Origin of the sequence: Leptospira bandrabouensis (assembly GCF_004770905.1) — a bacterium.
Taxonomy (GTDB): Bacteria; Spirochaetota; Leptospiria; order Leptospirales; family Leptospiraceae; genus Leptospira_A; species Leptospira_A bandrabouensis.
Window position 1 is genome coordinate 1,785,501 of record NZ_RQHT01000014.1, and the last position, 22,047, is coordinate 1,807,547.

Below are 22,047 nucleotides of genomic sequence, written 5' to 3' on the forward strand. Positions count from 1 at the left end.
GTTATGTGGGTCGCCGTGGACGCGATGAGCGGAGATTACGGCCCCGAAGGTATCGTCGAGGGCGCGGTACTGGCAGTTCGAGAATTCGGACTGTCTGTTTACCTCGTTGGCGACGAACAAGAGTTACTTGATATCCTGTTAAAATTTGATTATGACACAGAGAAACTTCGTGTCATTCATTCTACTGAAATTATCGGTATGAATGATTCTCCTTCTATAGCAGTCCGCGCTATGGAGGATTCTTCCGTAGTCAAAGCAGTTCGTTTAGTGGCAGATAAAGAATGTATCGGTGTGTTTTCTCCGGGAAACACAGGTGCTACTATGGCCGCCGCATTATTACACCTTGGTCGTCTACCAGGTGTTTTGCGGCCTCCAATTGCTGCGCATATTCCCAGGGAAGAAGGACCACCTGTACTTTTGTTAGATGCCGGTGCCAATGTTGATTGTAAACCGGAATATTTAGCGCAATTTGCAGTGATGGGGGAAATTTATTCCCGTGAACTTTTTGGAATTCAAAATCCTAAAGTAGGAATCCTCTCCAATGGAGAAGAAGACAAAAAGGGAAATACAGTTTCCGTCAAAACATTTGATCTTTTAAAAAAAATCCCTTTTAACTTTGTAGGAAACGTGGAAGGCCGCGACCTTTATGGTAGTGGTCGAGAAGTAGATGTTGTAGTATGTGATGGTTTTATTGGGAACATTGTTCTTAAAGCCACAGAAGGTCTTGCAAAATCTATATTTAATGTTCTAAAGAATTCCATAAGGCATTCAAGTCTTGCAAAAACGGGAGCCTTACTTTTAAAATCAACATTCAACGCTGTGAAAAAACGTTTAGACTATGCAGAATACGGTGGTGCCCTTCTACTCGGTGTAGAAGGAATTTGTATGATTGGACATGGTTCTTCGAATGCTTTAGCTGTTAAAAATGCAGTAAGGGTCATTGCAGAATGCGCCAAACACGGGATCAACGAACGGATTCGCGAAAGGCTCGGTGAATACAAAACCATACTTGGTGATTCTACATAAAATATTAGGATTCATTTGAATTGATTTAGTTTAGAAAAATGTTTTTAGGAATTAGAAAAGAAGAGGAAAAAAACAAATGATTAGTTTATCAGGAAAAACAGCCATCGTAACTGGTGGGGCTAGAGGAATTGGAAAAGCAACTTGTTTGAAACTTGCTTCTCTTGGAGCCAATATCGTTGTAGCGGATATGAATCCAGAAGCTACGAATGCAACAGCGGAAGAATTAAAATCCAAAGGTTACAAAGCAATCGCAGTTGTGGCAAACGTTTCTGTTGAAGAAGATGCACAAAAACTAATTGATTCAGCAAAAAAAGAATTTGGATCCGTTGATATCCTTGTGAACAACGCAGGGATCACTCGTGACACTCTCCTAATGAGAATGAAAAAAGAGCAGTGGGATGCAGTCATTGCAGTAAACCTTACTGGAACTTATCTTTGTACACAAGCTGCAATTAAAGTTATGATGAAACAAGAAAATGGTGGATCTATCATTAACTTATCTTCTATCTCTGGTGAAAACGGAAACATTGGACAAACAAACTACTCAGCATCTAAAGCTGGTGTGATTGGTTTTACAAAAGCTGTAGCTCTTGAAATGGCTTCTAGAAAGGTTCGTTGTAACGCGATTGCTCCAGGTTTTATCGCCACAGAAATGACAGAAGCAATCCCAGAAAACATCAGACATGGGATGGTCCAAGCAATTCCACTCAAACGTGCAGGTCTTCCAGAAGACATCGCAAACGGAATTGCCTTCCTTGCTTCTGACGCATCTTCCTTTATCACAGGACATATCCTTGATATCAATGGTGGTGGATTTTTACCAGGTGGCGGTCACTAAGAAATACGCTCAAAACCTTAGTCAGTTTTCATTCCGATGGTTTGAGAACTGACCTTTGGTTTTACTACCTTAGTATTGAATTGTGATCACAGATCCCCTGATTTCGATTTTTGAGATCAGGGGATTTTTATTTTTTTTTGCCTAGTTTCGATTGGTAGGAAAAGGCTCTTGGAATTTCCATTGTGTAGGCGATCCCTTCTGTTTCTTTAGTAAAAAAATCTAAAACTTCTAATTCAGAGATTACTTCATTTAACATTCTTTTCGGAATTAATAAATTAGCAGAATCTCTTGCTGGGTTATAGAGATTATTTTCTTCATCCAATTTGACGAGTCGGTCTTGTGAAATGGTAGCACCAGAAATTCCTAATTTCGAAAGTTTCATAAGGACTTTTTCAACGGAACCTTCTTTTGCATTCAAATGAATGTTTACCCCTTCGAAATAATTTCTTTTCCTTGCACCTTTCCTGAAGTTTGTAAACTGTCTTCGCCAATCAATATTTCCATATAAATGGTCTAAGGCAGAAATTACTTGTTCCATACTCGCAGCTTGTTTAGGACCATCCAAACTGATTTTTGTATTGATGAGTCCACGTTTGATTGGATATTCAAAGATAAAACCTTTCCCCGGTAAATCAAGTTTCCCTGCTTCAATGATAAAATCTAATGCATGTTCTGCGTCAGAAGAATGGACAATTAGTTTAACAATTTCCTTTTCCTTTGGTATTGTGATTCGAAGTAACCCTAGTCGGTCTCTTAGGCCTCTTCCCACGCCGTAAGTGATGGTAGGAACTGCCACACCATTTTCCAAAATATAGTGCGACATGGTATCAGCGGCCCCTCTTTGGATGATACAAAAGATTCCAGTGAGACCTGTAAAACCCAGTGGTTTTGTTTTGATTGGATTTCGATAAATTAAGTTTTCTGCGATTGGACAATAAATAGTAATTTCTTCAGTATAAATCGAACCATGACCAGGAACTGTCAAATCTGCGGATTCGATGATTTGACTCATTAAAAAATCTTCAGTTTTTTTATCTGTTAGGACTTGAAAGATCACAACAGGTAAGTTGTACAGCTGAGTGCTCGAATATAAATTCAAAAGAAAAATATGATTTCTTTTGAGAATGGGATATCTACCTAATTCATGCGAAAAAAAGGAAACACCCAAGTTTTTAAAAACTCTTTGTACCTCATCGGCGAGATCTTTATGGACAACGGCTGTAATTCTAATTGCGGAGCTATGATTCATTTTTCTTCCGTCTCAATATTGGTTAATGATTGTTTTCGTGATCTCTCCATCCATAACCCCATTACAAGTACAGTTAATACAGGGAAAATAGCAGCCGAAGAAAGGATACCAAATCCATCGACAGTATTCAATTGATTCCCGATTCCTAACCCAAGAACAATGATTAGGGGGACGGTAATGGGACCTGTAGTCACACCTGCACTATCCCAAGCAATGTCAATGAACTCGGGTTTACTGAGTAATGTCAGAAACACAAGAAAGATATAAGATGGTAGAAGTATGTATAGAAGGGGGATCTCTAAAAATATTTTTAAAATACCGAGTAAGGTGCCGAGCCCAACTCCAATTCCAACCGCTTGGATGAGAACTGTTTTTTTTACTGTCCCTACAGTAACTTCTTCCACACTGTTGGCAAGTGCACTTAATGCTGGTTCTGCGAGAGTGGCGCTATACCCTAATAAAAAAGCAAATAAAAGAGCTATGAAATATCCTAAAAGGTTATCTTCCTTTCCAAATAGTGGTCCATGAATTGGTACATAACTGTAAATTTCTGATTGAGAGTCATAGTTTTTGTCTCGGAAGGGAATTTGCGAAAAAGACTTTTTGTCTTTTAAATAAAAGAAATCTTCGGTGTTTCCATTTTCATCTGTTGCAGTGAATACAATTTTTGGATTAAAATTTCTGATTTCTCTAATAGAATCTGTAAGTTCGATGGAACGAAATGACGAAGGTAGTTTGTTTCCGACTTGGCTTCCCAGTTTGCTAAGTCCAAAAAAGATTCCGAAATTAAATATAGCTAAACCTAAAAACACAAATAAAATTCCCAGATACAATTCATCCGTAAATGGTAAACTTTCCCTTAAGATCATATATAAAAATAGAATCAAACATCCTGCTAAAGGAATGATAGCTTGCAGGGAACCAGAAAAACTTTCTAAAATTCCTTCCATTATTTTTACTAATTTGTTATGGATGGATAACTGAGAATTATGCTCTTTTTCGTTATTTGCGAATAAAGTTTCTGGATTTTTTTCACCAAACAATAGTTTGGATTGTTCTATGGTGATCCCTGAACTAAAAAACTTTTCTTTGGACATTGGCTCTGGTAACTTCGGTGCAAAGTAAAGGCCAACAACAAATACACTTAAGATAGGAAATAGAGAGGCAAGTGTTACCACACCAAAACCTGTAGTAGTATCACTTGTGCGAGACGCTTTTGACACTCCAAGTCCTAAAGCCACAATTAAGGGAACAGTGAGAGAACCTGTGGCAACCACACCAGAATCCCAAGCAAGTCCCGAAATCAATCGTAAGTTATCATTATTGAATGCATAAATAGTGATTAAAATTAGAAAGATAAGACTTGGTATTAAAAACTTAGATAAAGAGATTCCATAAATGATACGAATGATCCCAAATACGATGGAAAATCCAACACCCACTGCGATGCTAAAAAAAAGAACATCAGCACCTTCATTTAATAAATGAAATAATAAGGGGGCATCCCAAGGATTTACTGCTGACCCACTTTGTTTTAATACGGAAATCGCAGGTTCTGCAAGTGTTGCAACGATTCCTACAAACAAACAGAAAACCATAATTGTGAGTAAGTTTACTTTTTGCGGAAGTCGTAACCCAATTGTTTCCCCAAGGGGCATGATGCCTAAATACAATCCTTCCATAAAAAAAGTTAGTCCCATGATAACAGCAAAAATTCCGAAGGAAATGATTCCTGCTTCTTTGATTGGGATTCTAAGTACGATGAGTTGAAATAATACTAAATAAGAAACAACCCAAACCACTGATTTGGTTTGTTCCCAAAGTTTTTTTCGAAAATACGGAATTATAAGCGTGATTGCTTCTTTAAATCCTATATGGATGGATTCTTCTTTTTCGTTCCTTGCCATAAGGACAAACTGTCAGACAAAAACATTTTTGCAAAGGGATTTTAAAATTCAAAAAGAATGTCTCCCGGCAATATATGCCAGGAGACGAAGCGTGCAAACTGGGAAAGAGATTAGTACTTGTAAGCCTTATCTTCTTGAATGAATTTTTTTGTAGTTGTTGCTGTAAGATTTACATTGGGACGAACAACATGAGTAGGTTCATTGTACCAAAGTTTTGTTGAAACATCTCCTATGTCAGTTCTCCATTTAAAGTCGGATGGTACTTGGTTCACGGCACTGGTTCCATGTCCTGCGACTAGAGCTGTCCATTCCACAAGTGAACCATCATAATACACAGTGGGATATCCAAGAATATTCAAAGATGCGAATCCATTGACTTGAGCTTCAAAATTGGTTCTACATTGACTAACGATCGTAGTTCCCGGAGTGTAAACTGCCCTTGTTGTATTAAACAGTGTTTTGAGTGCTGCTTTATCTAAATATTCATATCCGTCTGCATTATCCTTTAGTAGATCAGACCATGGGAATGTTTTTGAGGATTTGATACTTCCTTCAAAAGGAACAAAAGTTTGGTTCCCCGCTGAAGCTGATGGTGCCCCAGAAGACTGGTAGGAAGTAGTGATGTAAGCTGAGTTTGTTGGATTTGTTACAAGCGCATTTCTTGCAACATTCAACCCATCTGCAGTCCCATTGTATTGTGTGGCAGGCCTTGCATCGATAATCTGTTGTTTGGCGGTAAGACCAGAAAGATTTGCATTCCCTCCCGTTTTTGCAATTTCATAGATGTCTTCAAGTCCTAAAGTAAGGACAGTATTATCGACTCGTAATTGTTTTACAGAGAATCCACCGTTTCGTTCTAAGTTGATTCCCGAGCGACTTGCCGAAAGTGGAATTCCTGCACCAGTTGCTTTTTTGTTCAGGTTTCCATTGAGTATCGCCAAGTTTTTAATATCAGCTCCCCAATAACGTAACCAATATACTCCACGAGTGATATCTTGAACAGCGCCTGCTCCAACAGCTTTTGCAGGATAGGCACCTCCAGAAATTCCATTCCCTGTACCTACTGCAAATACCACTAAATCTTTAGAGAGATTGATTCCAAAGGTTTTTAACCAATCATCCACGAATTGACCATTAGCTTGGTAACGGACAGAGTTTGAAAATAAGCCAGTATCTCGTGTTTGGTTGAATCGAAATCCTCCACTTGGTAAACTTGCTGGTCTATAATCATCGAGTAGGTATACATAGACACCGTGGCCAGGATTTTCTGCTACAAATGGGGAAGCGGCTCCACCGGCCACACGATTGGCTTCATCTGTTTGTAAGATGATTAAATTTCCCGTGATATGACTTGGTTTGTTTGCAGGCCAATTGGATACAAATCGATTTAAGGTCTGCGGGGTGATGAGTCCCCAGTTGTTATCGTTGTAATCTTCTGCCGATTCGTTCACGAGATCTGTGGCTGAATTGACTTTGATTTGGTTTGCGGCTAAGTAAAGCAGAGCCGCCAGTAAAGTATTTTTGTCTTCTTTCTTTTCGACACAAGAAACCGAGAAGGAAAGTAGGAGGAAGGCAGTCAGTGTTTGGGTCCATTTTTGAATCATGGAGTTCTCCTTTATTTTTTTTTCTTGCGGTTGATTTCCTGCTTTCTTTCGGAAAAGGAAAGCCGAATCCGCTATAACGGAATATAAATCTGCTAAAATGGATCAAAGCCTTGGAATTCGGTCTAGGATTTTGGAAATTGCTCGGATGTTAGGGAGTTTGCCACTGATTTATCAGCAAATCGTTGGTTTTCAATTCAAGTTAATTTGAGTTAGGTGATGTTAGAATGATGTCAAAGGTTTCAAGAGGAAAATAATCTATTTAGACTTGCCAAAAATTCCGACAATTTCATTTTAAAAAAACGCTAGGCGTACATATATACCTAGCGGAAAACGATTTAACACTTGCCCCACTGATTAACAGTGGCCTGGAGGATATAAAATGGCAGATTTCGAAAAAATTAAGTCAATCATCGTAGAACAACTTGGTGTTGATGAATCAGAAGTTACACCTGAAGCTCACTTCATCAATGATCTTGGTGCTGACTCTCTTGATACAGTTGAACTAGTTATGGCTCTTGAAGAAGAGTTTGGTGTGGAAATTTCTGATGAAGACGCAGAAAAAATCCAAACCGTAGGCGATGTAATTAAATTCATCGATAAACTTAAGGGGTAATTCCCAATCCAAAAACCGGGTTCCCCGAATAGAGGAACCCGGATCTTTGTACCTTGTCTGACTCCATTCGTATCAAACTTCCCCCCGAAAGAATTTCCTCTCTCAAAGAACTTCAATCACTCACAAAAACACAATTTAAAAACGTTTCCCTACTCCACCTAGCATTTGTTCATAGGTCATTCGCAAACGAAGACTCAGATCGTTACCTATCCGATAACGAACGATTGGAATTTTTAGGGGACTCTGTTCTTGGTATCCTTGCTGCAGAATTTTTATACCAGTCTCTTCCCAAAGGAAAAGAAGGCAAATTAGCCAAATTAAAAAGTAAAATGGTTTCGGCTCCTGCCATTGCAAAATTAGCCCGGGCTTACCGGTTTCCTGAATTTTTATTACTTGGGAGAGGAGAAAAAGAAAAGGGTGAATCCAATACAAACCTCCAAGCAGATTGTTTTGAGGCCTTCCTGGGTGCTCTGTATTTGGACCAAGGCCTTGAGAGTTGCCGTAAGTTCCTAACACCACATTTTCAGGTGATGGAAAAGGGAGTGGAAGATGCCGAAGAGACAAAAGATTACAAAACCATTTTGCAGGAATTTTGCCAAAAGAAATGGAAAAAATTACCCGAATATTCTGTTATGAAAGAAGAGGGTCCAGACCACGACAAAGCGTTTTTAGTTTCTGTGGCCTGTGAAAATCATTTCCGAACCAATGGGGAAGGAAAAAACAAACGCCGTGCCGAGCAGATGGCTGCCAAGGCTGCTTTACGTTTTTTAAAAATACTATGATCGATTTTTTATTAAAATCCAAATCGATGAGAGTTCGAGTTGCTGCCCTCATCCAAGATCCTAAAGGAAAAATTTTGCTTGTACAACAGCAAAAAAAACAATCTGGGTATTGGCTCCTTCCCGGTGGCGGAATTGAATTTGGTGAGTCAGGGGAAGAGGCACTCAAACGAGAACTAAACGAAGAATTGTCTCTGACCGTAAGCCAGATGGATTTTTTATTTTTAAACGAATCAATCGATCCAAATAAAAAACGCCACTTGATCCAAATTGTTTTTTTAACCAAGGTAAAAGATTTGTTACCCATTTTGAATCCAAAAGAAAAAGCCATTTCCGGATTTGGTTACTTTACCACAAAAGAAATTTTGTCTATGGACATTCGTCCTGATATTAAACATTACTTCCGAGCTAAAAGTACAAATAAACCTAGATATATTTCAAGCCCGTGGGTGAATGAACCATGAAGTTATCAGAACGTGAAATCATAGGGCAGGGGTTTCGTTACCCAATTGAATTACACGAAGACTTCCAAGGTCTGTCCGAAAAATTAAATTCTCTTCCAAAAGTTTCGAAAGTTTATATTCTAACCAGTCGCGAAATTGCAGGGATTTACGAAAAATATATTACGAAAGAACTAAATTCCTTAAAAGTCCCATTTTCTTTTATCTATTTAAAACCGGGCGAAAAGAACAAACACATTGACCGGGTAAAAAAAGTTTACAACCAACTCATTGAAACCGACGCCGATAGAAAATCGGTTGTGATTGCCTTTGGTGGTGGAGTGGTGGGTGACTTCGCTGGATTTATTGCTGCCACCTACCAAAGAGGTGTACGTTTTGTTCAAGTTCCTACTACACTTCTCGCATGTGTGGATTCCTCTGTGGGAGGAAAAGTCGCTGTCAATGTAGATTCAGGAAAAAACATGGTCGGTGCCTTTTACCAACCAGAATTTGTTTTTGCTCCTCTTTTTACTTTATCTACTTTACCAGAAAAGGAATGGAGTTGCGGACTTGCTGAAATCGCAAAACACGCGTTTCTTGATGGTGGTGAATTTTTAAATAAAATAGCTGAATCGGAACGGACCGATTATTCTGCAAATTCAGCAATCCTTCGTTATGCGATTGAAGAGTCGGTTCGGGTTAAATCTGGAATTGTTGCACAAGATGAAAAGGAATCTGGATTACGTGCGGTTTTAAACTTAGGGCATACAACGGGACATGCGATTGAATCCTTAACCCAATATAAAAAATATTCACATGGAGAAGCTGTTGCCGTTGGGCTTGTGACTGCTTTGCTTTTGTCTTGTGAATTAGTTGGTTTCTCCGAATCAAATTTTCAAAAAGCAATTCATTTGATGAAACGTTTGAAGTTACCAACTCGTTTAGAAGAAAAACCAGAAGAAATTTTGAAACATATGGAACATGATAAAAAAAAGGAAGGTTCTTCTTTAAAATTTGTTCTATTAGAAGATTTTGGGAAACCAAAATTTGGGGTTTCTGTGGAACGAAAGACAATTTTGGAAATTCTAAAACGCCAGAAAGGAAAGTTATAGAATGGGCGGAAATCTAAAAGAATTCTACCTAGATTTGAATCCATTAACTCTGTTAAGAAGTCCTAATCGTGATGTTGCAGAAACCATGATCCTATTTGGATACATGGTTGTTTTTGCTATATTTTGTTACAAGATTACAATGATTCTTGTAGAGAGAATCAAACCCGCTCCCGATGCCGTACACGAATACAATCGCCGTAAGGTGGCTCGTATGGGTTTTCTTTTGGTTTTTGGAATTGCCTATCTACCTTTAATTTTTTCAAGTTTATCACTTCTTCCAACGGTTCTTGGTCTTGCCGGTGCGGGGATTGTGATTTCTTTGAAAGAGGTTTGGCTCAATATGGTGGGTTGGTTTATGATTATGGGTTCCAACGGATTTAAGGTTGGTGACCGAATCGAAATCGATAACATCAAAGGTGATGTCGTTAATATTGGTTTTTTTAAATTTACATTACTTGAAATTGCTGCAGATCCTAGATTTGAACAGTCCACAAATAGGCTAATTCATTTCCCCAATTACAATATAGTTCTTAATCGGTTTTTTATCGTTTCGGAAACTATGGATTTTGTTTGGGATGAATTTCGTGTGTATTTGGAACTAAACTCTAATTGGGAAAAAGCAGAAAAAATATGTTCACAAATCCTTCACGAAGAATTGGTTTTGGCTCCTGAATTAGTAGAGTCAAAAATTCGAGAGATGTCAAAAAACTACCTAGTGAGACTTGGCAAAACCACTCCTATTGTATATACTTCCTTAGAACCGGAAGGTATTATTTTAATGTGTTTGAGATATTTAACACCTATTAGGTCAAAACGTCTCAATCGAATTCTTATTTCCAAAGAAATACTTACAAAGTTCAAAAATGAAAATGACATCCACATCCACACCCATTAAAGATAATTCCATTTGGATTTTTATATCCTTACTCATATTAGTTTTGTTATCCGGTGTCGTTTTTGGCCCCTGTAAAGGTGGAATCGCAAAACCAAAATCGATTCCAAAAGAAGCAGTTTATAACAAAAAAACAAATTACTACAGTGATACAAGGGAAGGTATCAATCGCGAGTGGTTTGAGAATGGAAATTTAATTGCAGAGTTCCCTGTGAATTCCCTTGGGTTACAAGATGGTTATGGCAAAAAACTAAACTATCTGACAGGAATCACTATTATGGAAGGCCGGTTTGTGAATGGAGATCGTGATGGTCTTTGGAAGTTCTATTTTTCTGATGGTAAAATCTATATTGAACAAAACTACAAAGCTGGGAATCGCAAAAAACAACTTTGGATCCAAACGGCCGAACTTGGAAATGAAACAGGATCTTATTTTCGATACTTTCGCAGTGGTAGGTTGAACGAAAAAGGTTTTTTTGACGGTGGACTTCGCACTGGGGACTGGGTGCGTTATTATCCAGATACCAAAGTGGAAGAAAAGGGTAGTTACGAGAATGATAAGAAAGTAGGTGAATGGTTTTATTACTACCCTACAGGAGCCAAAGAAGCTTCGGAAAATTACTCTGCCACTGGCGAACTCATTTCACGTACCACGTATTATCCCAATGGAAATGTTTGGTGTTTGGTAAAAAAGGGAAAAGAACCTGAGTGCCAATAGGCACTCTAAGATTTTAAAATTCTGTAGCTTTCCCAAAAAGACCTAAATGGTTTTGGATTAGGTCGATATTAAAAAGTAACAGACTGAATAAAAAAGTTACAAACAGAACAATCACAACAGTACTAAACGCTGCAAAAAAACTATTCCGTAAAAATCTAAATTGTAAATAAGCAAAACTAACAGCGAGATCCTTCCAATTGCTATTGTTTGGTTCTCCACCTACTTTTTTGTAATTAAAGATATAAAAGAGAGATAACATCCCTAACAAAAAGAAAATAAAATAACTAAATTCAGTTACATAGTGTTTTTGTAATAGGAATAGTGGAATGTAAATTAAATTCCCAATCAAAATTCCAATTAAAATGATGATGGCAACATGAAATACGGGTGCAAAGATAGAACCTGTTTTCGTATTACTTGGTGATCTACCTTCTTCTTCTAAAGAAGAGGAAAACTGGAGAGATTGAAATCCTTCCGCTAATTCTTTATTTTTTAAAATCAAACGATAGGAAATAATACTGACTACATAGGTGAAAACCAAAAAGACAAAATAAAAGTAAGATAATATTTCCTGTTGTGACATTAAGTTGAGTTGGAAAAAAACTTTTGGTGCTAAAACAAGAAATGTGGCAGGATATAAAACGTTTGCTAATGATTTGTGAAACCAAACTCGGAAAGCATAAGAGACGGCTGTGGAAAAGGTTAATAATAGATAAAACAAATAAAGCCCAAAAAGTAACTTTTGACCTACAAGAACTCTTTTGATATTGTCTTTTGTTTCTTCTTGTTCTGTATCAACGGGAAGTTCTTTAGATTCTAACTCTACTAAAAAAGATTCTAAATAAGAAATTCGATCCAAGACTCCATTTTCAGAAATCACTTTCGGTTTCATCGATTCTGCAGCCTGTTCCGTAGTTTCAGAGGAAATATAATCAGGAAATTGGACCGAATAATCAACAAACAGGGAGTGAATGATTATGAGTGCAATGAATATAGGTGTAACGATAGGGAGGTTTTTTTTTATTTTTTCCATAGAGATTATAAAATTACAAAAATGGTCATCATACCAATGGCAAGAACAACTAACATGATTATGTAGGGCAACAAATGAAAACTTTCATCGGCTGAAAGTGCCGGGTTTTGTTTTGCTTTTGATACCGCTACGGTTGGCGATGCAACTGAGTTCATAATGTTGGCCGCACCTTGTTGGCTGTCTGTGGTTTTGATTTTTACAGAGTTCTCTTCTTCGATGATCTTTCCATAAATTTGTTCATTGATTTTGATCACTACTTCCGAAAAATTCTTGTTATTCGAAATGTTTACTATTTTTGCAGGAATTTGTTTGATCGCGCCAGATTCATCTTTTAGTTCCAAAGTGTTAATGATGGAATCCGTGACTGCATCTCCTGGCACCAAACGAATGTAAACATTGTCTCCTGCTTTGAGTTCTACAAGAGGAACACCGTTGACCGGAGACAGTTGGAATTTGAATTGAACAATTTGTTTGTCAGCAGGAATTAAAAATCCAGAAGCTTGTGGAACAGGTGTTGGAGGAGGTGCTTCTTTTTTGGCAATTTCTTCCTCATCCACAGTGGTTTTTGTGATTTCACTTGGATCTATGAGTTCAAAATGGATTTCCACTTTGGGTTCCGAATTTCCAGAAGTCCTTTTGTGAATTTCGCTAAAAACAAAGTCCAATCGGTCTGTTAGGTTGTGATCCATATAGTGAAGGATCTCTTCCAAAAAACTTTCTGACCCAAATTTGGTTTTGATCAGCTCCTGGAGCGATTTGGTGATGTTTTTCTGTTGTTCCCCTTTGTAGATCACCCTCTGCATTCGGTTATAATAGTCCTGAAATGTCGACCGAACAGGCAAAAGGGATAGTGGGCTTGTACATGAAACTCCCTCAAACTTCACCGATTTGGTTTCAACCGGGTCAATGACAGCGGCAATCATGGTGTAGACCATATTGGCTTCGTCTCGAAGGTTTACTTTGACAGAATAATAGTTTGGTGTCTCAGGCATAAGGTTCTTTTTTGACAGTATCCATCTTTAGAAGAAAGCTGTCAAAAAGATTAGGTCATCATGGGAATTGTCTCTTTAATCACAATCCGTTACATCCGAGGGTCCAGAGTACTAGGATTCCTCTCTATCAAATCCAGGCTGTCGTTCATTGTTATGGCGGTCGGAGTGGGGCTTCTTGTCGTTGTCCTCTCCATTTTCAACGGATTCCAAAAACAAGTAAAAGAATCTCTCTGGCAAGGCGGACCTCATATCACGATTGAGAACTCTTATGGGTCAGGGGCCATTTATGATTATGAAAAGGTCATCGCTCACCTAAAGTCAGATCCGAAACTCGCTGAATCATTTGTTTCTGTGGAAGGAAACATAACGAGTCATGGACTCATTCAAAGTAATAATAACTTTAACCCTATTATGATTCGAGCGGTCCCCGTGGACTCCATAGAAAAATTAGTGGAGAATGGGTTACCAAATTTTCCAAGGATCTTACAATATGACCGAGACGAAATCCAGTCCATGAATACCAAAAAATTGGTAGTGGTTGGAAAGGAAATGAGTGCCATTTATGGGTATGGGCTCGGTCGAGAAATTACAATGGCTGTTCCTGGTGGAAGGTTTACTGTAGAACGTGGTGTTCAAGTCAACGTACAAACTTTCCGTTTGGTGGGACTTTTTAAAACGGGATATTATAATTACGATTCTAAATTTGTATTTTTGTCTCTCCCACAAGCCCAAGAATTTTTTAAAATGAAAGGGGCTGTCAACCAAGTTGCCATTAAGGTTCGTTCTCTTGATGATTTAAAAGTCACCAAACAAAGAATCTTATCCAGGTTAAATGAAGAAAATTGGAATCAGAAAATCCAAGATGAAACTTCCTGGTCAGTAAGAACCATTGCCGAAGAACAGGAAAACTTCTTAGCAGCACTTAGACTTGAGAAAACAATCATCTCCATCATCGTGTTTCTTTTTATCGTTCTTGCGGCGCTGGGAATGGTGGCAACAGTTCACTCACTCATTCGTGCGAAACGTAGATCCATAGGAACCTTAAAAGCACTTGGACTTGCCTCCAATGATATCCTTTTGATTTTTACACTGAATGCAATGATCGTGGGAATTTTGTCATCGTTAGTAGGTGGGATGACTGGAATCTTTATTGCTACCAAGTTAGAAGTCATCATCAATATTATTTCTGAAATCATTAATGGGATTGGTGGTTTACTAAACCCTGGAGATTGGGATCCTGTGGAACTTGTACCAAAAGATATTTATTACTTCGATCATATCCCCGTGGATATTGATATTTCCTTTATTTTTATGGTCACAACGGCAGCAACAATCCTCTCTGGACTTGCTGGTTATTTCCCGGCACGTATGGCGGCCAATTTAAATCCTGTGGATACAATACGAAATGACTAATATGAATGTAAAACCAACTGTTTCGGTTCGCAAGTTAGAAAAATACTATCAGGTTGTGGACAAAAAATACCATATCATCTCTGGACTAGATTTTGAAGTTATGCCAGGAGAAATTGTTTCTGTAGAAGGTGCTTCCGGTGTTGGAAAATCTACACTTTTGAATATTCTAGGTGCTATGGATTCGTTTGACGACGGTGAGGTGGAAGTTTGTGGTGTCAGCCTTAAGAATTTAAACGAAAAACAAAGAGAAAGTTTTCGTGCCGAAAAAATTTCTTTTATCTTCCAACAACATCTTTTGTTACCTGATTTTACTGCATTGGAAAATGTGATGATGCCACTTCTCATTGCAAGAATGAATCCAAGTTTGGCAAAACAACAAGCTACTGAAATTTTAAAAAAGGTGGGTCTTGGCGAAAGAACAGAAAGTTTTCCTTCTCAACTTTCTGGGGGAGAAAGTGCGAGAGTCGGTGTGGCAAGAGCTCTTGTGGGTAGAAGACAACTCATTTTGGCTGATGAACCCACTGGAAATTTAGACCGTGATAATTCACGCCATTTGATGGATCTTATCAAAGAACTTCAAAATGAATTTAAATTTTCTTTGATTCTTGTGACTCACGATTTGGAACTTGCCTCAATGGCACACAAACGAAATCGAATTGTGTCAGGACAGCTAACTCCCGTTACTTAAGATGAACTTTTGTCGTTTTTGCGGAACCAAAGAAATTCAGTTTCGTAAAAACGGCAAATTTGGTTGTGTTCACTGTATACAAGTTTTTGAATATCCTATCCTTCAAAAACCCAAAACCATCCCTAAAAATGTAATGGAAGGTTTAGAAAATTTTGTAAAAGAAAACTCTAAGTTTATCAATTTAATATCTTTTCGAACTCGTATTACAAGAAACTTAAAATCAAATCTGTTTCCATTTTACGATTCTATGATGACTAAATCCAAGCAGTTGTTAGCCGAGAATGGAGTGGATATTTGGCTATATCCTACTGGATTTTATCCATCAAATACTCTTCCCGAGAATTCTGAAAATAGGATGGGTTTCTATTTAGGTTCAGAAGACCATATTCGTTGGGAAAAAATGGTAACAGTTTTACACCGAATCCCACAAGAATCACGGGCGGAAAAGAAAACAAAAAATCAGATCTTTCGTTTTTTACTCCAAAAAACAAACTGGGCCGAATTGCCAAAGATAGGGTTTATTTCCTCTTGCCCTACCAATTTAGGCCTTGGAAGGCGAGACTCGATCCTTGTGGAATTGGATCCGGGAGTGAGTCCCAGGTTTTTTTCAATTTTGCAAACATTCTCTGAATTTGGTATAGAATTTGCTCCTTCCACCGATCATAGTTTTAGGAAGATCGGAGAAAACCCGGGTCTTGTCGTAAAAATCTCGTGGAAGAACGCTCGAGCGGTCCAAAAACGTCAGTTTTACAAAATTCTTGGTTTACGAGGCTCCCTTTAAACCGGTACGGTCATGATGGGAACGAGGACGTTCGTCTAATTAACAAAGGCAGGGTGCGGCATGTTGGAATTCACCAAAAGAGCAAAGAGAGTCATCAACGAAATCGCCCAAGATGAGGCTAAACGTTTAGGCTCCGATTTTATCGGTCCTGAACACATTCTACTTGGGCTTCTCCGGGAGGAGGACTCTGTCGCGATTAAGATTCTTACGAATCTAAACATCAATTTGAACGAACTCCGTAAAGAAGTCGAAAAAAGAACTCGTGAGGGTTCCGGTGCCTTGTTATTGGATGTAAGCCAAGGACAAGACAAATACCAAAAAATGATCGAAGTTTCTAAAGAGGAAGCAAAACGCCTCAAACATAACTATGTTGGAACAGAGCACATTCTATTGGCACTACTTCGAGATAACAATAATATTGCGGGCGGATCGTTATCATCGTTCAGCGTAAATTATAACGTCATTAAATCTGAGATTTTACGACTTTTGGGAGCACCACCATCTGGTGCCGTGGGAGCAGGTGCTACAGGAACACAATCCGGTCCACAAGGCCAAACACAAACAGCAGCACCGAGACAGGAAAAAAGTAAAACTCCTATTTTGGATGAGTTTGCACGGGACCTAACCCAACTCGCACGCGAGAAAAAATTAGACCCAGTGATTGGTCGTTCCAAAGAAATCGAAAGAGTCATTCAAATCCTCTCTCGTAAAACTAAAAACAATCCAGTTCTTGTGGGAGAATCGGGTGTGGGTAAAACAGCCATCGTAGAAGGTCTTGCCCAAGCCGTAATCGACAAGTTAGTTCCCGATTTACTTTTCGATAAACGAGTGTTATCTCTTGATTTAGCAAGTCTCATTGCAGGAACCAAATACCGAGGTGAGTTTGAAGAACGATTGAAAAAAATCATGAAAGAAATCGTTACTTCGCAAAACATCATTATCTTTATTGATGAGTTGCACACTCTGATTGGAGCAGGGGCTGCAGAAGGGGCTGTGGATGCGGCAAACATTCTAAAACCAGCACTTGCTCGTGGGGAATTACAATGTATTGGTGCTACCACCAATAACGAATACCGTAAATACATCGAAAAAGATTCTGCTTTGGAAAGAAGATTCCAGATGGTGAAGGTTCTTGAACCTTCCGTGGATGATGCAGTTCTTATCTTGGATGGTTTGAAAAAAGCATACGAAGCTCACCATAAGGTTCGTTATTCGGAAAAAGCCATTGAACAAGCGGTGAAGTTATCTCACCGTTATATCAACGATCGATTTTTACCAGACAAAGCCATTGATATCATTGATGAGGCTGGTGCAAAAGCTCGTCTTGCGAATTGCCAACGTCCGAATGAAATCAAAGAGATTGAAGAAGAAATCAAAGCTCTTTCGGTTAAAAAAGAAGATTTGGTTCGTAGCCAAGAGTATGAAAAAGCAGCGGCCGTTCGGGATGAAGTGAATCGTAAAAAAGGCCAATTGGAAGAAAAAACCAAACAGTGGCAAGAACGAATGGAAGGGTATGCTGTTTCTATTGAAGAAGAAGATATACTTTCTGTTGTGAGTCTTTGGACAGGAATTCCATTGAAAAAAATGGAAGAGTCCGAAAACACAAAACTTCTCAACTTGGAAGAAGACATCAAGTCACGTATTGTTGGCCAAACCGATGCTATTGAAAAAGTAGCTCGTGCTGTCCGACGTTCACGCACAGGTCTCAAAAGTGAAAAACGCCCTACAGGATCGTTTATTTTCCTTGGCCCAACAGGTGTAGGAAAAACAGAACTTGCGAAAGCTCTCGCAGAACAACTGTTTGGATCGGAAGACAATATGCTCCGAATCGATATGTCGGAATATATGGAACCACATGCAGTATCCCGTCTGATTGGAGCTCCTCCGGGTTACGTAGGATATGATGATGGTGGCCAACTCACTGAGTTTGTGAGAAGAAAACCATATAGTTTGGTTTTACTCGACGAAATTGAAAAGGCACATCATGACCTTTTCAATATCTTACTCCAAATTATGGAAGAAGGGAATTTAACTGACACCAAAGGTCGTAAGGTAAACTTCCGCGATACCATCATCATCATGACTTCGAACATCGCAGCGAAAGAAATTTCTAAAGGTGGGCGATTGGGGTTTGAAGACTTCGCAGAAGAAAGAGAAACTTACAAAGCAGAACAAGCAAGAGAACAGTTGAAAAAACATTTTAACCCAGAATTCCTCAATCGTGTGGATGAGGTGGTTTACTTTGCTCCTCTCAAAAAAGAAGAGATTGTAAGTATTGTGGATATTATGTTGAAAGACTTTAACAAACGTTTGACTGAAAAGAAGGTGCTTGTAGATCTTTCTCTTCCTGCAAAAGAACATTTTGCAACCATTGGATACGACCAAAACTATGGAGCCCGTCCACTACGACGTGTGTTCCAAAGAGAATTGGAAGATTATATGGCTGTGCAGTCTTTAAAAGGCGTTTATGATAACCCGACGAAGATTCAGGTAGACTTTGTGGAAGGAAAACTCGTATATTCGGAAACTCCTTGGTCTGATTACAAGGAAGCTCCGAAAAAAGATGATGGTTCTTCCCCAAGTACTGAGGAAAAAGATTTGGCTCTCGTTTAGAGAGCCTTTCGGACAGGCGAACGGAAATGGCTATCCTCATTCCCCTCGTCTTTCTGTTTTCTTATTTTTTTATTCGCAAGATTTGGTTCCAACTCCGAAAAATTCGAACCGTTGGAACCATCGAGCGGATTGAACTCGGTTATATTCGTCCTAACTTAATTCTCCCCGAAGTCAAAGTTTACTATAAATACTACTTTCAATCGGGATTGTATTTTGGATCTGGTTATCTCAATCTCTCCGATTTTCTCACCAATCAGGAATTTCACCTCCATTTGGGACCTGGTGAAAATCCAATTTTATATACCGAAGATTCAGAAATCATCACGGAAGAACATATTGAACATTACTTGCTTTCCAAGGGGGGCAGTGTTTTCCTATACCTGGACCCCATCGAACCTTACCATTCCAGGATTGATTCGGTTAATTTGAACTCCATTACAGTTCCCTCGGACCTTTTATGAAACATTTGATTTATACTTTTGCCGTTTTTTGTCTTCTCGTCACTTCCCTCCATTCTCAAGAAAAAGAACAAGTTGGTTCTGCTTACTTTCAAGCTGTGGATGAATACAAAGTAAAAAACTATAACAAGTCTATTGAGCTTGTAAAAAGTCTACTAGCCGATGGAAAATCTTCCTACGAATTTTATGCTTTACTTGCATTTAACTATGATAAGTTGAACGACTTTGAAAATTCTTATAAAAACATGTTGGAAGCAAGAAAACGCAAACCTGACGATGAAGACCTATTGCAAGCAAGTCTTGCGATTTTAACTCGCCACAAAAAATGGAAACCTGCCATTGAACTGGCAGAAAAAACCATCCCTTTATACCCACAAAATCCTGAAGTAAGATATTTTTATGCACTGGCACTTTCCGAAAAAGGTGCTTCCAAAACTGCGCTTTCTCAAATTGAAAAAGCTAAAGCAGGAAGTCCTAATGATTTTCGAATGTTGGAGTTGGAAGGGAAAATTTATTATAATCTAAAAAATTATGACAAAGCAGACGTTAGTTTAAGATGGGCATCTTCTTTAAATCAAAATTCTGCTGAAATTTGGAACAATTTGGCTCTCGTACAAGAATCATTATACAAATCAAATAAAAAATTGGGAAAAAAATCTCAGGCAAACACTTATTTGGCAGAAGCTAAGGATTGTATCCGAAAAGCTTCTGATTTAAATGGCGAAAGTAATACAATCAAAGAAAATTCTAAACGGATTGTAGCACTGAACGACTTGTGAAAATTAAGTTCCATACACTTGGCTGTCGGTTGAATTTTTTTGAAACCGATGGTATGTACTCTGTATTAAAAGATAAAGGTTTTTCTTTGGCGGAAGCCCAGGAAGAGGCGCAGTATATAGTTGTAAATACTTGTACGGTGACCAATAAAGCTGATGTAAAAAACAGAAACATCATTCGCAATGCCATCCGCACAAACCCTGGTGCGAAAGTTTATGTGACAGGTTGTTATGCGGAAACTGACAAAGAAATTTTACTCAATATCCCTGGTGTATTTGGTGTATTCGGTAATACCGAAAAAAGTTCTCTTCCTTATAAAATTTTAGAAGACTTTGAAGGAAAAGAAGTTTATCCAACAAAAACTCTGGATCGATTTTCTTATTCAGACGTACTTCCAGAAGGTCACACTCGTGCGTACTTAAAAATACAGGATGGATGTAATCGGAAATGTTCCTATTGTAAAATTCCTGCCGCTCGTGGTCTCGGTGTCAGTAGAAATTATAACGATATTTTAGATCAAGTTAGATACCTGCAAGACAATGGAGTTGGTGAAATTCAGTTAACGGGTGTTAATTTAGGCTGGTATCGATTAGAAAATGGTGAAAAAGGTTTTTTAAATCTTTTGGAAGATATTTTAAAGGTCTTAGAATACTCCCGGATCCGCCTTTCTTCGATTGAGCCGCCAGACGTAGGATCTGGTTTACTGGATTTGATGAAACATCCAAGGTTTTGTAAATTTTTGCACGTCCCCATCCAAAGTGGAAGCCGTAAGGTATTAAAAGATATGCGAAGGACCTACCATCCGGATGCATTTCGAACAAGAATTGAACTAGCAAAAGAGAAACTGCCTGGTTTATTTCTTGGAACTGATGTCATTGTGGGATTTCCTTCCGAAACAGAGGTTGAGTTTTCTGAAACCAAGCAATTGTTAGTGGAACTTGGATTTGCAAAATTACACGTATTTCCTTATTCTGTTCGAAAGGGAACTTCGGCTGAGTCCTTTGGAGATCCCATCCCAGGTGATGAAAAAAAACGCAGAGTGTTAGATTTGATGTCTCTCAGTTCGGAATTGCACACGAAGTATGCAGAGACTGTGATTGGAAAATCATACGAAGCCATACTTGAGAGTGATGGTCGGTTTGTGACTGACAATTATTTAAAAGGTAGAATCGCAGATCCTATCAGATTTGATACCTTACAAACGGGACAATTCGTAGATGTTAGGTGCTTGGAATATAAACCCGCAAAAGATAAAGAGGGTGAGTTTATTTTTGGATTGGCACTATAAAATCCATTAGAAAAAGAATTTCCAAAAACAATCAATTGGTTACGATAAGGTCAACATGGATCGTAAAAAGCTATATATTCTTGGTTTTATCGTTGTAATCGTTCTAATCCTTACTTCTGTTTGGTTCTTTCGAAATTCACAATCTAACCGATTAGGAATTGAAAGAGGTTCGTTAGTGGAAGCGGTATATGCCCTCGGCACTGTAAAACCGGTAGATAGTTTTATTTTAAAATTTGGAATTGCAGCTTCGGTTCGAGAAATTTTTGTAGAAGAGGGCCAAACTGTAACAAAAGACCAGGCTCTACTTGTCAATGATTCAGGAATTACTTTTCGATCTCCTTTCAACGGCACCTTAACTAAGTTAAATGTCGCAAAAAATGAAACCGCAATGCCCGGCCTCCCGATTTTAGAAATCCAAAACTTAAAAGAAGTTTATATTTCCGTTTCTTTAGATCAAGAATCTGCCTTACGTGTCAAACCAGGACAACTAGCCCAACTAAGTTTTGAATCCATACGAGGAAATGTTTATAAAGGAAAGGTTGAAAGGATTTATCCTTCTAACGGACAATTTTTAGTTCGGATCGAACCAAATGAACTTCCGCAAGGAATTTTACCGGATATGACAACCGATGTTGCCATCGAAGTTTCCTCCAAAGAAAATGTAATCTTAGTTCCGTTAGTTGCTGTAGACCGAGGAAAAATTACTCGGTTTCGAGATGGGAAACGAGAAAAAATTGAAATACGTATTGGAGCCATCAATTCAGAATATGGAGAGTTGGTTCAGGGAGATTTGAAAGAAGGCGACGAAGTTTTGGTAAAAAACTGA

The 22,047-nt window shown here is 38.5% G+C and carries 21 protein-coding genes; 16 read left to right on the forward strand and 5 right to left on the reverse strand.

Going from position 1 to position 22,047, the window contains the following annotated elements:
- The first annotated feature begins 3 nt into the window (after positions 1 to 3).
- Positions 4 to 1,026, forward strand: coding sequence for a phosphate acyltransferase PlsX (gene plsX, locus EHR07_RS15590; RefSeq protein WP_135745906.1), 1,023 nt, complete (start codon positions 4 to 6; stop codon positions 1,024 to 1,026).
- A 76-nt stretch (positions 1,027 to 1,102) separates the two neighbouring features.
- Positions 1,103 to 1,864, forward strand: a complete 762-nt coding sequence (gene fabG / locus EHR07_RS15595; protein WP_135740697.1) for a 3-oxoacyl-ACP reductase FabG — start codon at positions 1,103 to 1,105, stop codon at positions 1,862 to 1,864.
- A gap of 127 nt (positions 1,865 to 1,991) precedes the next feature.
- Here the strand turns inward: fabG and EHR07_RS15600 are convergent, their stop codons facing one another.
- From EHR07_RS15600 to EHR07_RS15610, 3 genes are all read right to left on the reverse strand, one after another.
- Positions 1,992 to 3,113 carry a P-II family nitrogen regulator gene (locus EHR07_RS15600; protein ID WP_135745907.1) on the reverse strand — a complete coding sequence of 374 codons (1,122 nt, stop codon included), beginning with the start codon at positions 3,111 to 3,113 and terminating at the stop codon, positions 1,992 to 1,994.
- Positions 3,110 to 5,020, reverse strand: coding sequence for a DUF1538 domain-containing protein (locus tag EHR07_RS15605; protein WP_135745908.1), 1,911 nt, complete (start codon positions 5,018 to 5,020; stop codon positions 3,110 to 3,112). Before EHR07_RS15605 ends, EHR07_RS15600 begins: the two co-directional genes overlap by 4 nt.
- Positions 5,021 to 5,130: 110 nt before the next feature.
- Entirely contained in the window at positions 5,131 to 6,624 is a 1,494-nt protein-coding gene (locus EHR07_RS15610) for a sulfurtransferase (RefSeq protein WP_135745909.1), read from the reverse strand.
- A 379-nt stretch (positions 6,625 to 7,003) separates the two neighbouring features.
- Here EHR07_RS15610 and acpP point away from each other — a divergent pair, with 379 nt between their 5' ends.
- Genes acpP through EHR07_RS15640 form a run of 6 tightly spaced genes read left to right on the forward strand, consistent with a single transcriptional unit; the run spans position 7,004 to position 11,178 of the window.
- Positions 7,004 to 7,237 carry an acyl carrier protein gene (acpP, locus tag EHR07_RS15615; protein WP_002974954.1) on the forward strand — a complete coding sequence of 78 codons (234 nt, stop codon included), beginning with the start codon at positions 7,004 to 7,006 and terminating at the stop codon, positions 7,235 to 7,237.
- Between the two features lie 53 nt (positions 7,238 to 7,290).
- Positions 7,291 to 8,019, forward strand: coding sequence for a ribonuclease III (rnc, locus tag EHR07_RS15620; protein ID WP_135745910.1), 729 nt, complete (start codon positions 7,291 to 7,293; stop codon positions 8,017 to 8,019).
- On the forward strand, positions 8,016 to 8,480 hold the full coding sequence (locus EHR07_RS15625; protein WP_135745911.1) for an NUDIX domain-containing protein: 465 nt from the start codon (positions 8,016 to 8,018) through the stop codon (positions 8,478 to 8,480). Before rnc ends, EHR07_RS15625 begins: the two co-directional genes overlap by 4 nt.
- On the forward strand, positions 8,477 to 9,568 hold the full coding sequence (gene aroB, locus EHR07_RS15630; RefSeq protein ID WP_135745912.1) for a 3-dehydroquinate synthase: 1,092 nt from the start codon (positions 8,477 to 8,479) through the stop codon (positions 9,566 to 9,568). The genes EHR07_RS15625 and aroB overlap by 4 nt, the downstream gene beginning before the upstream one ends.
- 1 nt (position 9,569) lies before the next feature.
- Positions 9,570 to 10,463, forward strand: coding sequence for a mechanosensitive ion channel family protein (locus EHR07_RS15635; protein ID WP_135745913.1), 894 nt, complete (start codon positions 9,570 to 9,572; stop codon positions 10,461 to 10,463).
- Positions 10,438 to 11,178, forward strand: coding sequence for a toxin-antitoxin system YwqK family antitoxin (locus EHR07_RS15640; protein WP_135745914.1), 741 nt, complete (start codon positions 10,438 to 10,440; stop codon positions 11,176 to 11,178). The genes EHR07_RS15635 and EHR07_RS15640 overlap by 26 nt, the downstream gene beginning before the upstream one ends.
- Positions 11,179 to 11,191: 13 nt before the next feature.
- On the opposite strand, the gene EHR07_RS15645 is transcribed toward EHR07_RS15640, so the two are convergent.
- Positions 11,192 to 12,211, reverse strand: a complete 1,020-nt coding sequence (locus tag EHR07_RS15645; RefSeq protein WP_135745915.1) for an LIC_10230 family protein — start codon at positions 12,209 to 12,211, stop codon at positions 11,192 to 11,194.
- Positions 12,212 to 12,216: 5 nt separating this feature from the next.
- Positions 12,217 to 13,203, reverse strand: coding sequence for a hypothetical protein (locus EHR07_RS15650; protein ID WP_135745916.1), 987 nt, complete (start codon positions 13,201 to 13,203; stop codon positions 12,217 to 12,219).
- 60 nt (positions 13,204 to 13,263) lie between these two features.
- Between EHR07_RS15650 and EHR07_RS15655 the strand changes: the two genes are divergently transcribed.
- From EHR07_RS15655 to EHR07_RS15690, 8 genes are read left to right on the forward strand one after another with little or no spacing between them, the layout of a single operon-like run.
- A complete protein-coding gene (locus EHR07_RS15655) occupies positions 13,264 to 14,616 on the forward strand; it encodes an ABC transporter permease (RefSeq protein ID WP_208739807.1) in 1,353 nt (450 codons plus the stop codon).
- Positions 14,609 to 15,304, forward strand: coding sequence for an ABC transporter ATP-binding protein (locus EHR07_RS15660; RefSeq protein ID WP_135745918.1), 696 nt, complete (start codon positions 14,609 to 14,611; stop codon positions 15,302 to 15,304). The genes EHR07_RS15655 and EHR07_RS15660 overlap by 8 nt, the downstream gene beginning before the upstream one ends.
- 1 nt (position 15,305) lies before the next feature.
- Positions 15,306 to 16,085 (forward strand): ATP--guanido phosphotransferase, encoded by a 780-nt coding sequence (locus EHR07_RS15665; protein WP_135745919.1) that lies wholly within the window; start codon positions 15,306 to 15,308, stop codon positions 16,083 to 16,085.
- 60 nt (positions 16,086 to 16,145) lie between these two features.
- Entirely contained in the window at positions 16,146 to 18,698 is a 2,553-nt protein-coding gene (locus tag EHR07_RS15670; RefSeq protein ID WP_135745920.1) for an ATP-dependent Clp protease ATP-binding subunit, read from the forward strand.
- Between the two features lie 26 nt (positions 18,699 to 18,724).
- Entirely contained in the window at positions 18,725 to 19,159 is a 435-nt protein-coding gene (locus EHR07_RS15675) for a hypothetical protein (protein ID WP_135745921.1), read from the forward strand.
- Positions 19,156 to 19,935 (forward strand): tetratricopeptide repeat protein, encoded by a 780-nt coding sequence (locus tag EHR07_RS15680; RefSeq protein ID WP_135745922.1) that lies wholly within the window; start codon positions 19,156 to 19,158, stop codon positions 19,933 to 19,935. The genes EHR07_RS15675 and EHR07_RS15680 overlap by 4 nt, the downstream gene beginning before the upstream one ends.
- Positions 19,932 to 21,221, forward strand: a complete 1,290-nt coding sequence (mtaB, locus tag EHR07_RS15685) for a tRNA (N(6)-L-threonylcarbamoyladenosine(37)-C(2))-methylthiotransferase MtaB (RefSeq protein ID WP_135745923.1) — start codon at positions 19,932 to 19,934, stop codon at positions 21,219 to 21,221. Before EHR07_RS15680 ends, mtaB begins: the two co-directional genes overlap by 4 nt.
- 55 nt (positions 21,222 to 21,276) lie before the next feature.
- Entirely contained in the window at positions 21,277 to 22,047 is a 771-nt protein-coding gene (locus tag EHR07_RS15690) for an efflux RND transporter periplasmic adaptor subunit (protein WP_135745924.1), read from the forward strand.

Coding starts and splice junctions, on each gene's coding strand:
- plsX (WP_135745906.1), top strand. CDS start 4: ATGTGGGTCGCCGTGGACGCGATGAGCGGAGATTACGGCCCCGAAGGT.
- fabG (WP_135740697.1), top strand. CDS start 1,103: ATGATTAGTTTATCAGGAAAAACAGCCATCGTAACTGGTGGGGCTAGA.
- EHR07_RS15600 (WP_135745907.1), bottom strand. CDS start 3,113: ATGAATCATAGCTCCGCAATTAGAATTACAGCCGTTGTCCATAAAGAT.
- EHR07_RS15605 (WP_135745908.1), bottom strand. CDS start 5,020: ATGGCAAGGAACGAAAAAGAAGAATCCATCCATATAGGATTTAAAGAA.
- EHR07_RS15610 (WP_135745909.1), bottom strand. CDS start 6,624: ATGATTCAAAAATGGACCCAAACACTGACTGCCTTCCTCCTACTTTCC.
- acpP (WP_002974954.1), top strand. CDS start 7,004: ATGGCAGATTTCGAAAAAATTAAGTCAATCATCGTAGAACAACTTGGT.
- EHR07_RS15625 (WP_135745911.1), top strand. CDS start 8,016: ATGATCGATTTTTTATTAAAATCCAAATCGATGAGAGTTCGAGTTGCT.
- aroB (WP_135745912.1), top strand. CDS start 8,477: ATGAAGTTATCAGAACGTGAAATCATAGGGCAGGGGTTTCGTTACCCA.
- EHR07_RS15635 (WP_135745913.1), top strand. CDS start 9,570: ATGGGCGGAAATCTAAAAGAATTCTACCTAGATTTGAATCCATTAACT.
- EHR07_RS15640 (WP_135745914.1), top strand. CDS start 10,438: ATGACATCCACATCCACACCCATTAAAGATAATTCCATTTGGATTTTT.
- EHR07_RS15645 (WP_135745915.1), bottom strand. CDS start 12,211: ATGGAAAAAATAAAAAAAAACCTCCCTATCGTTACACCTATATTCATT.
- EHR07_RS15650 (WP_135745916.1), bottom strand. CDS start 13,203: ATGCCTGAGACACCAAACTATTATTCTGTCAAAGTAAACCTTCGAGAC.
- EHR07_RS15655 (WP_208739807.1), top strand. CDS start 13,264: ATGGGAATTGTCTCTTTAATCACAATCCGTTACATCCGAGGGTCCAGA.
- EHR07_RS15660 (WP_135745918.1), top strand. CDS start 14,609: ATGACTAATATGAATGTAAAACCAACTGTTTCGGTTCGCAAGTTAGAA.
- EHR07_RS15665 (WP_135745919.1), top strand. CDS start 15,306: ATGAACTTTTGTCGTTTTTGCGGAACCAAAGAAATTCAGTTTCGTAAA.
- EHR07_RS15670 (WP_135745920.1), top strand. CDS start 16,146: ATGTTGGAATTCACCAAAAGAGCAAAGAGAGTCATCAACGAAATCGCC.
- EHR07_RS15675 (WP_135745921.1), top strand. CDS start 18,725: ATGGCTATCCTCATTCCCCTCGTCTTTCTGTTTTCTTATTTTTTTATT.
- EHR07_RS15680 (WP_135745922.1), top strand. CDS start 19,156: ATGAAACATTTGATTTATACTTTTGCCGTTTTTTGTCTTCTCGTCACT.
- EHR07_RS15690 (WP_135745924.1), top strand. CDS start 21,277: ATGGATCGTAAAAAGCTATATATTCTTGGTTTTATCGTTGTAATCGTT.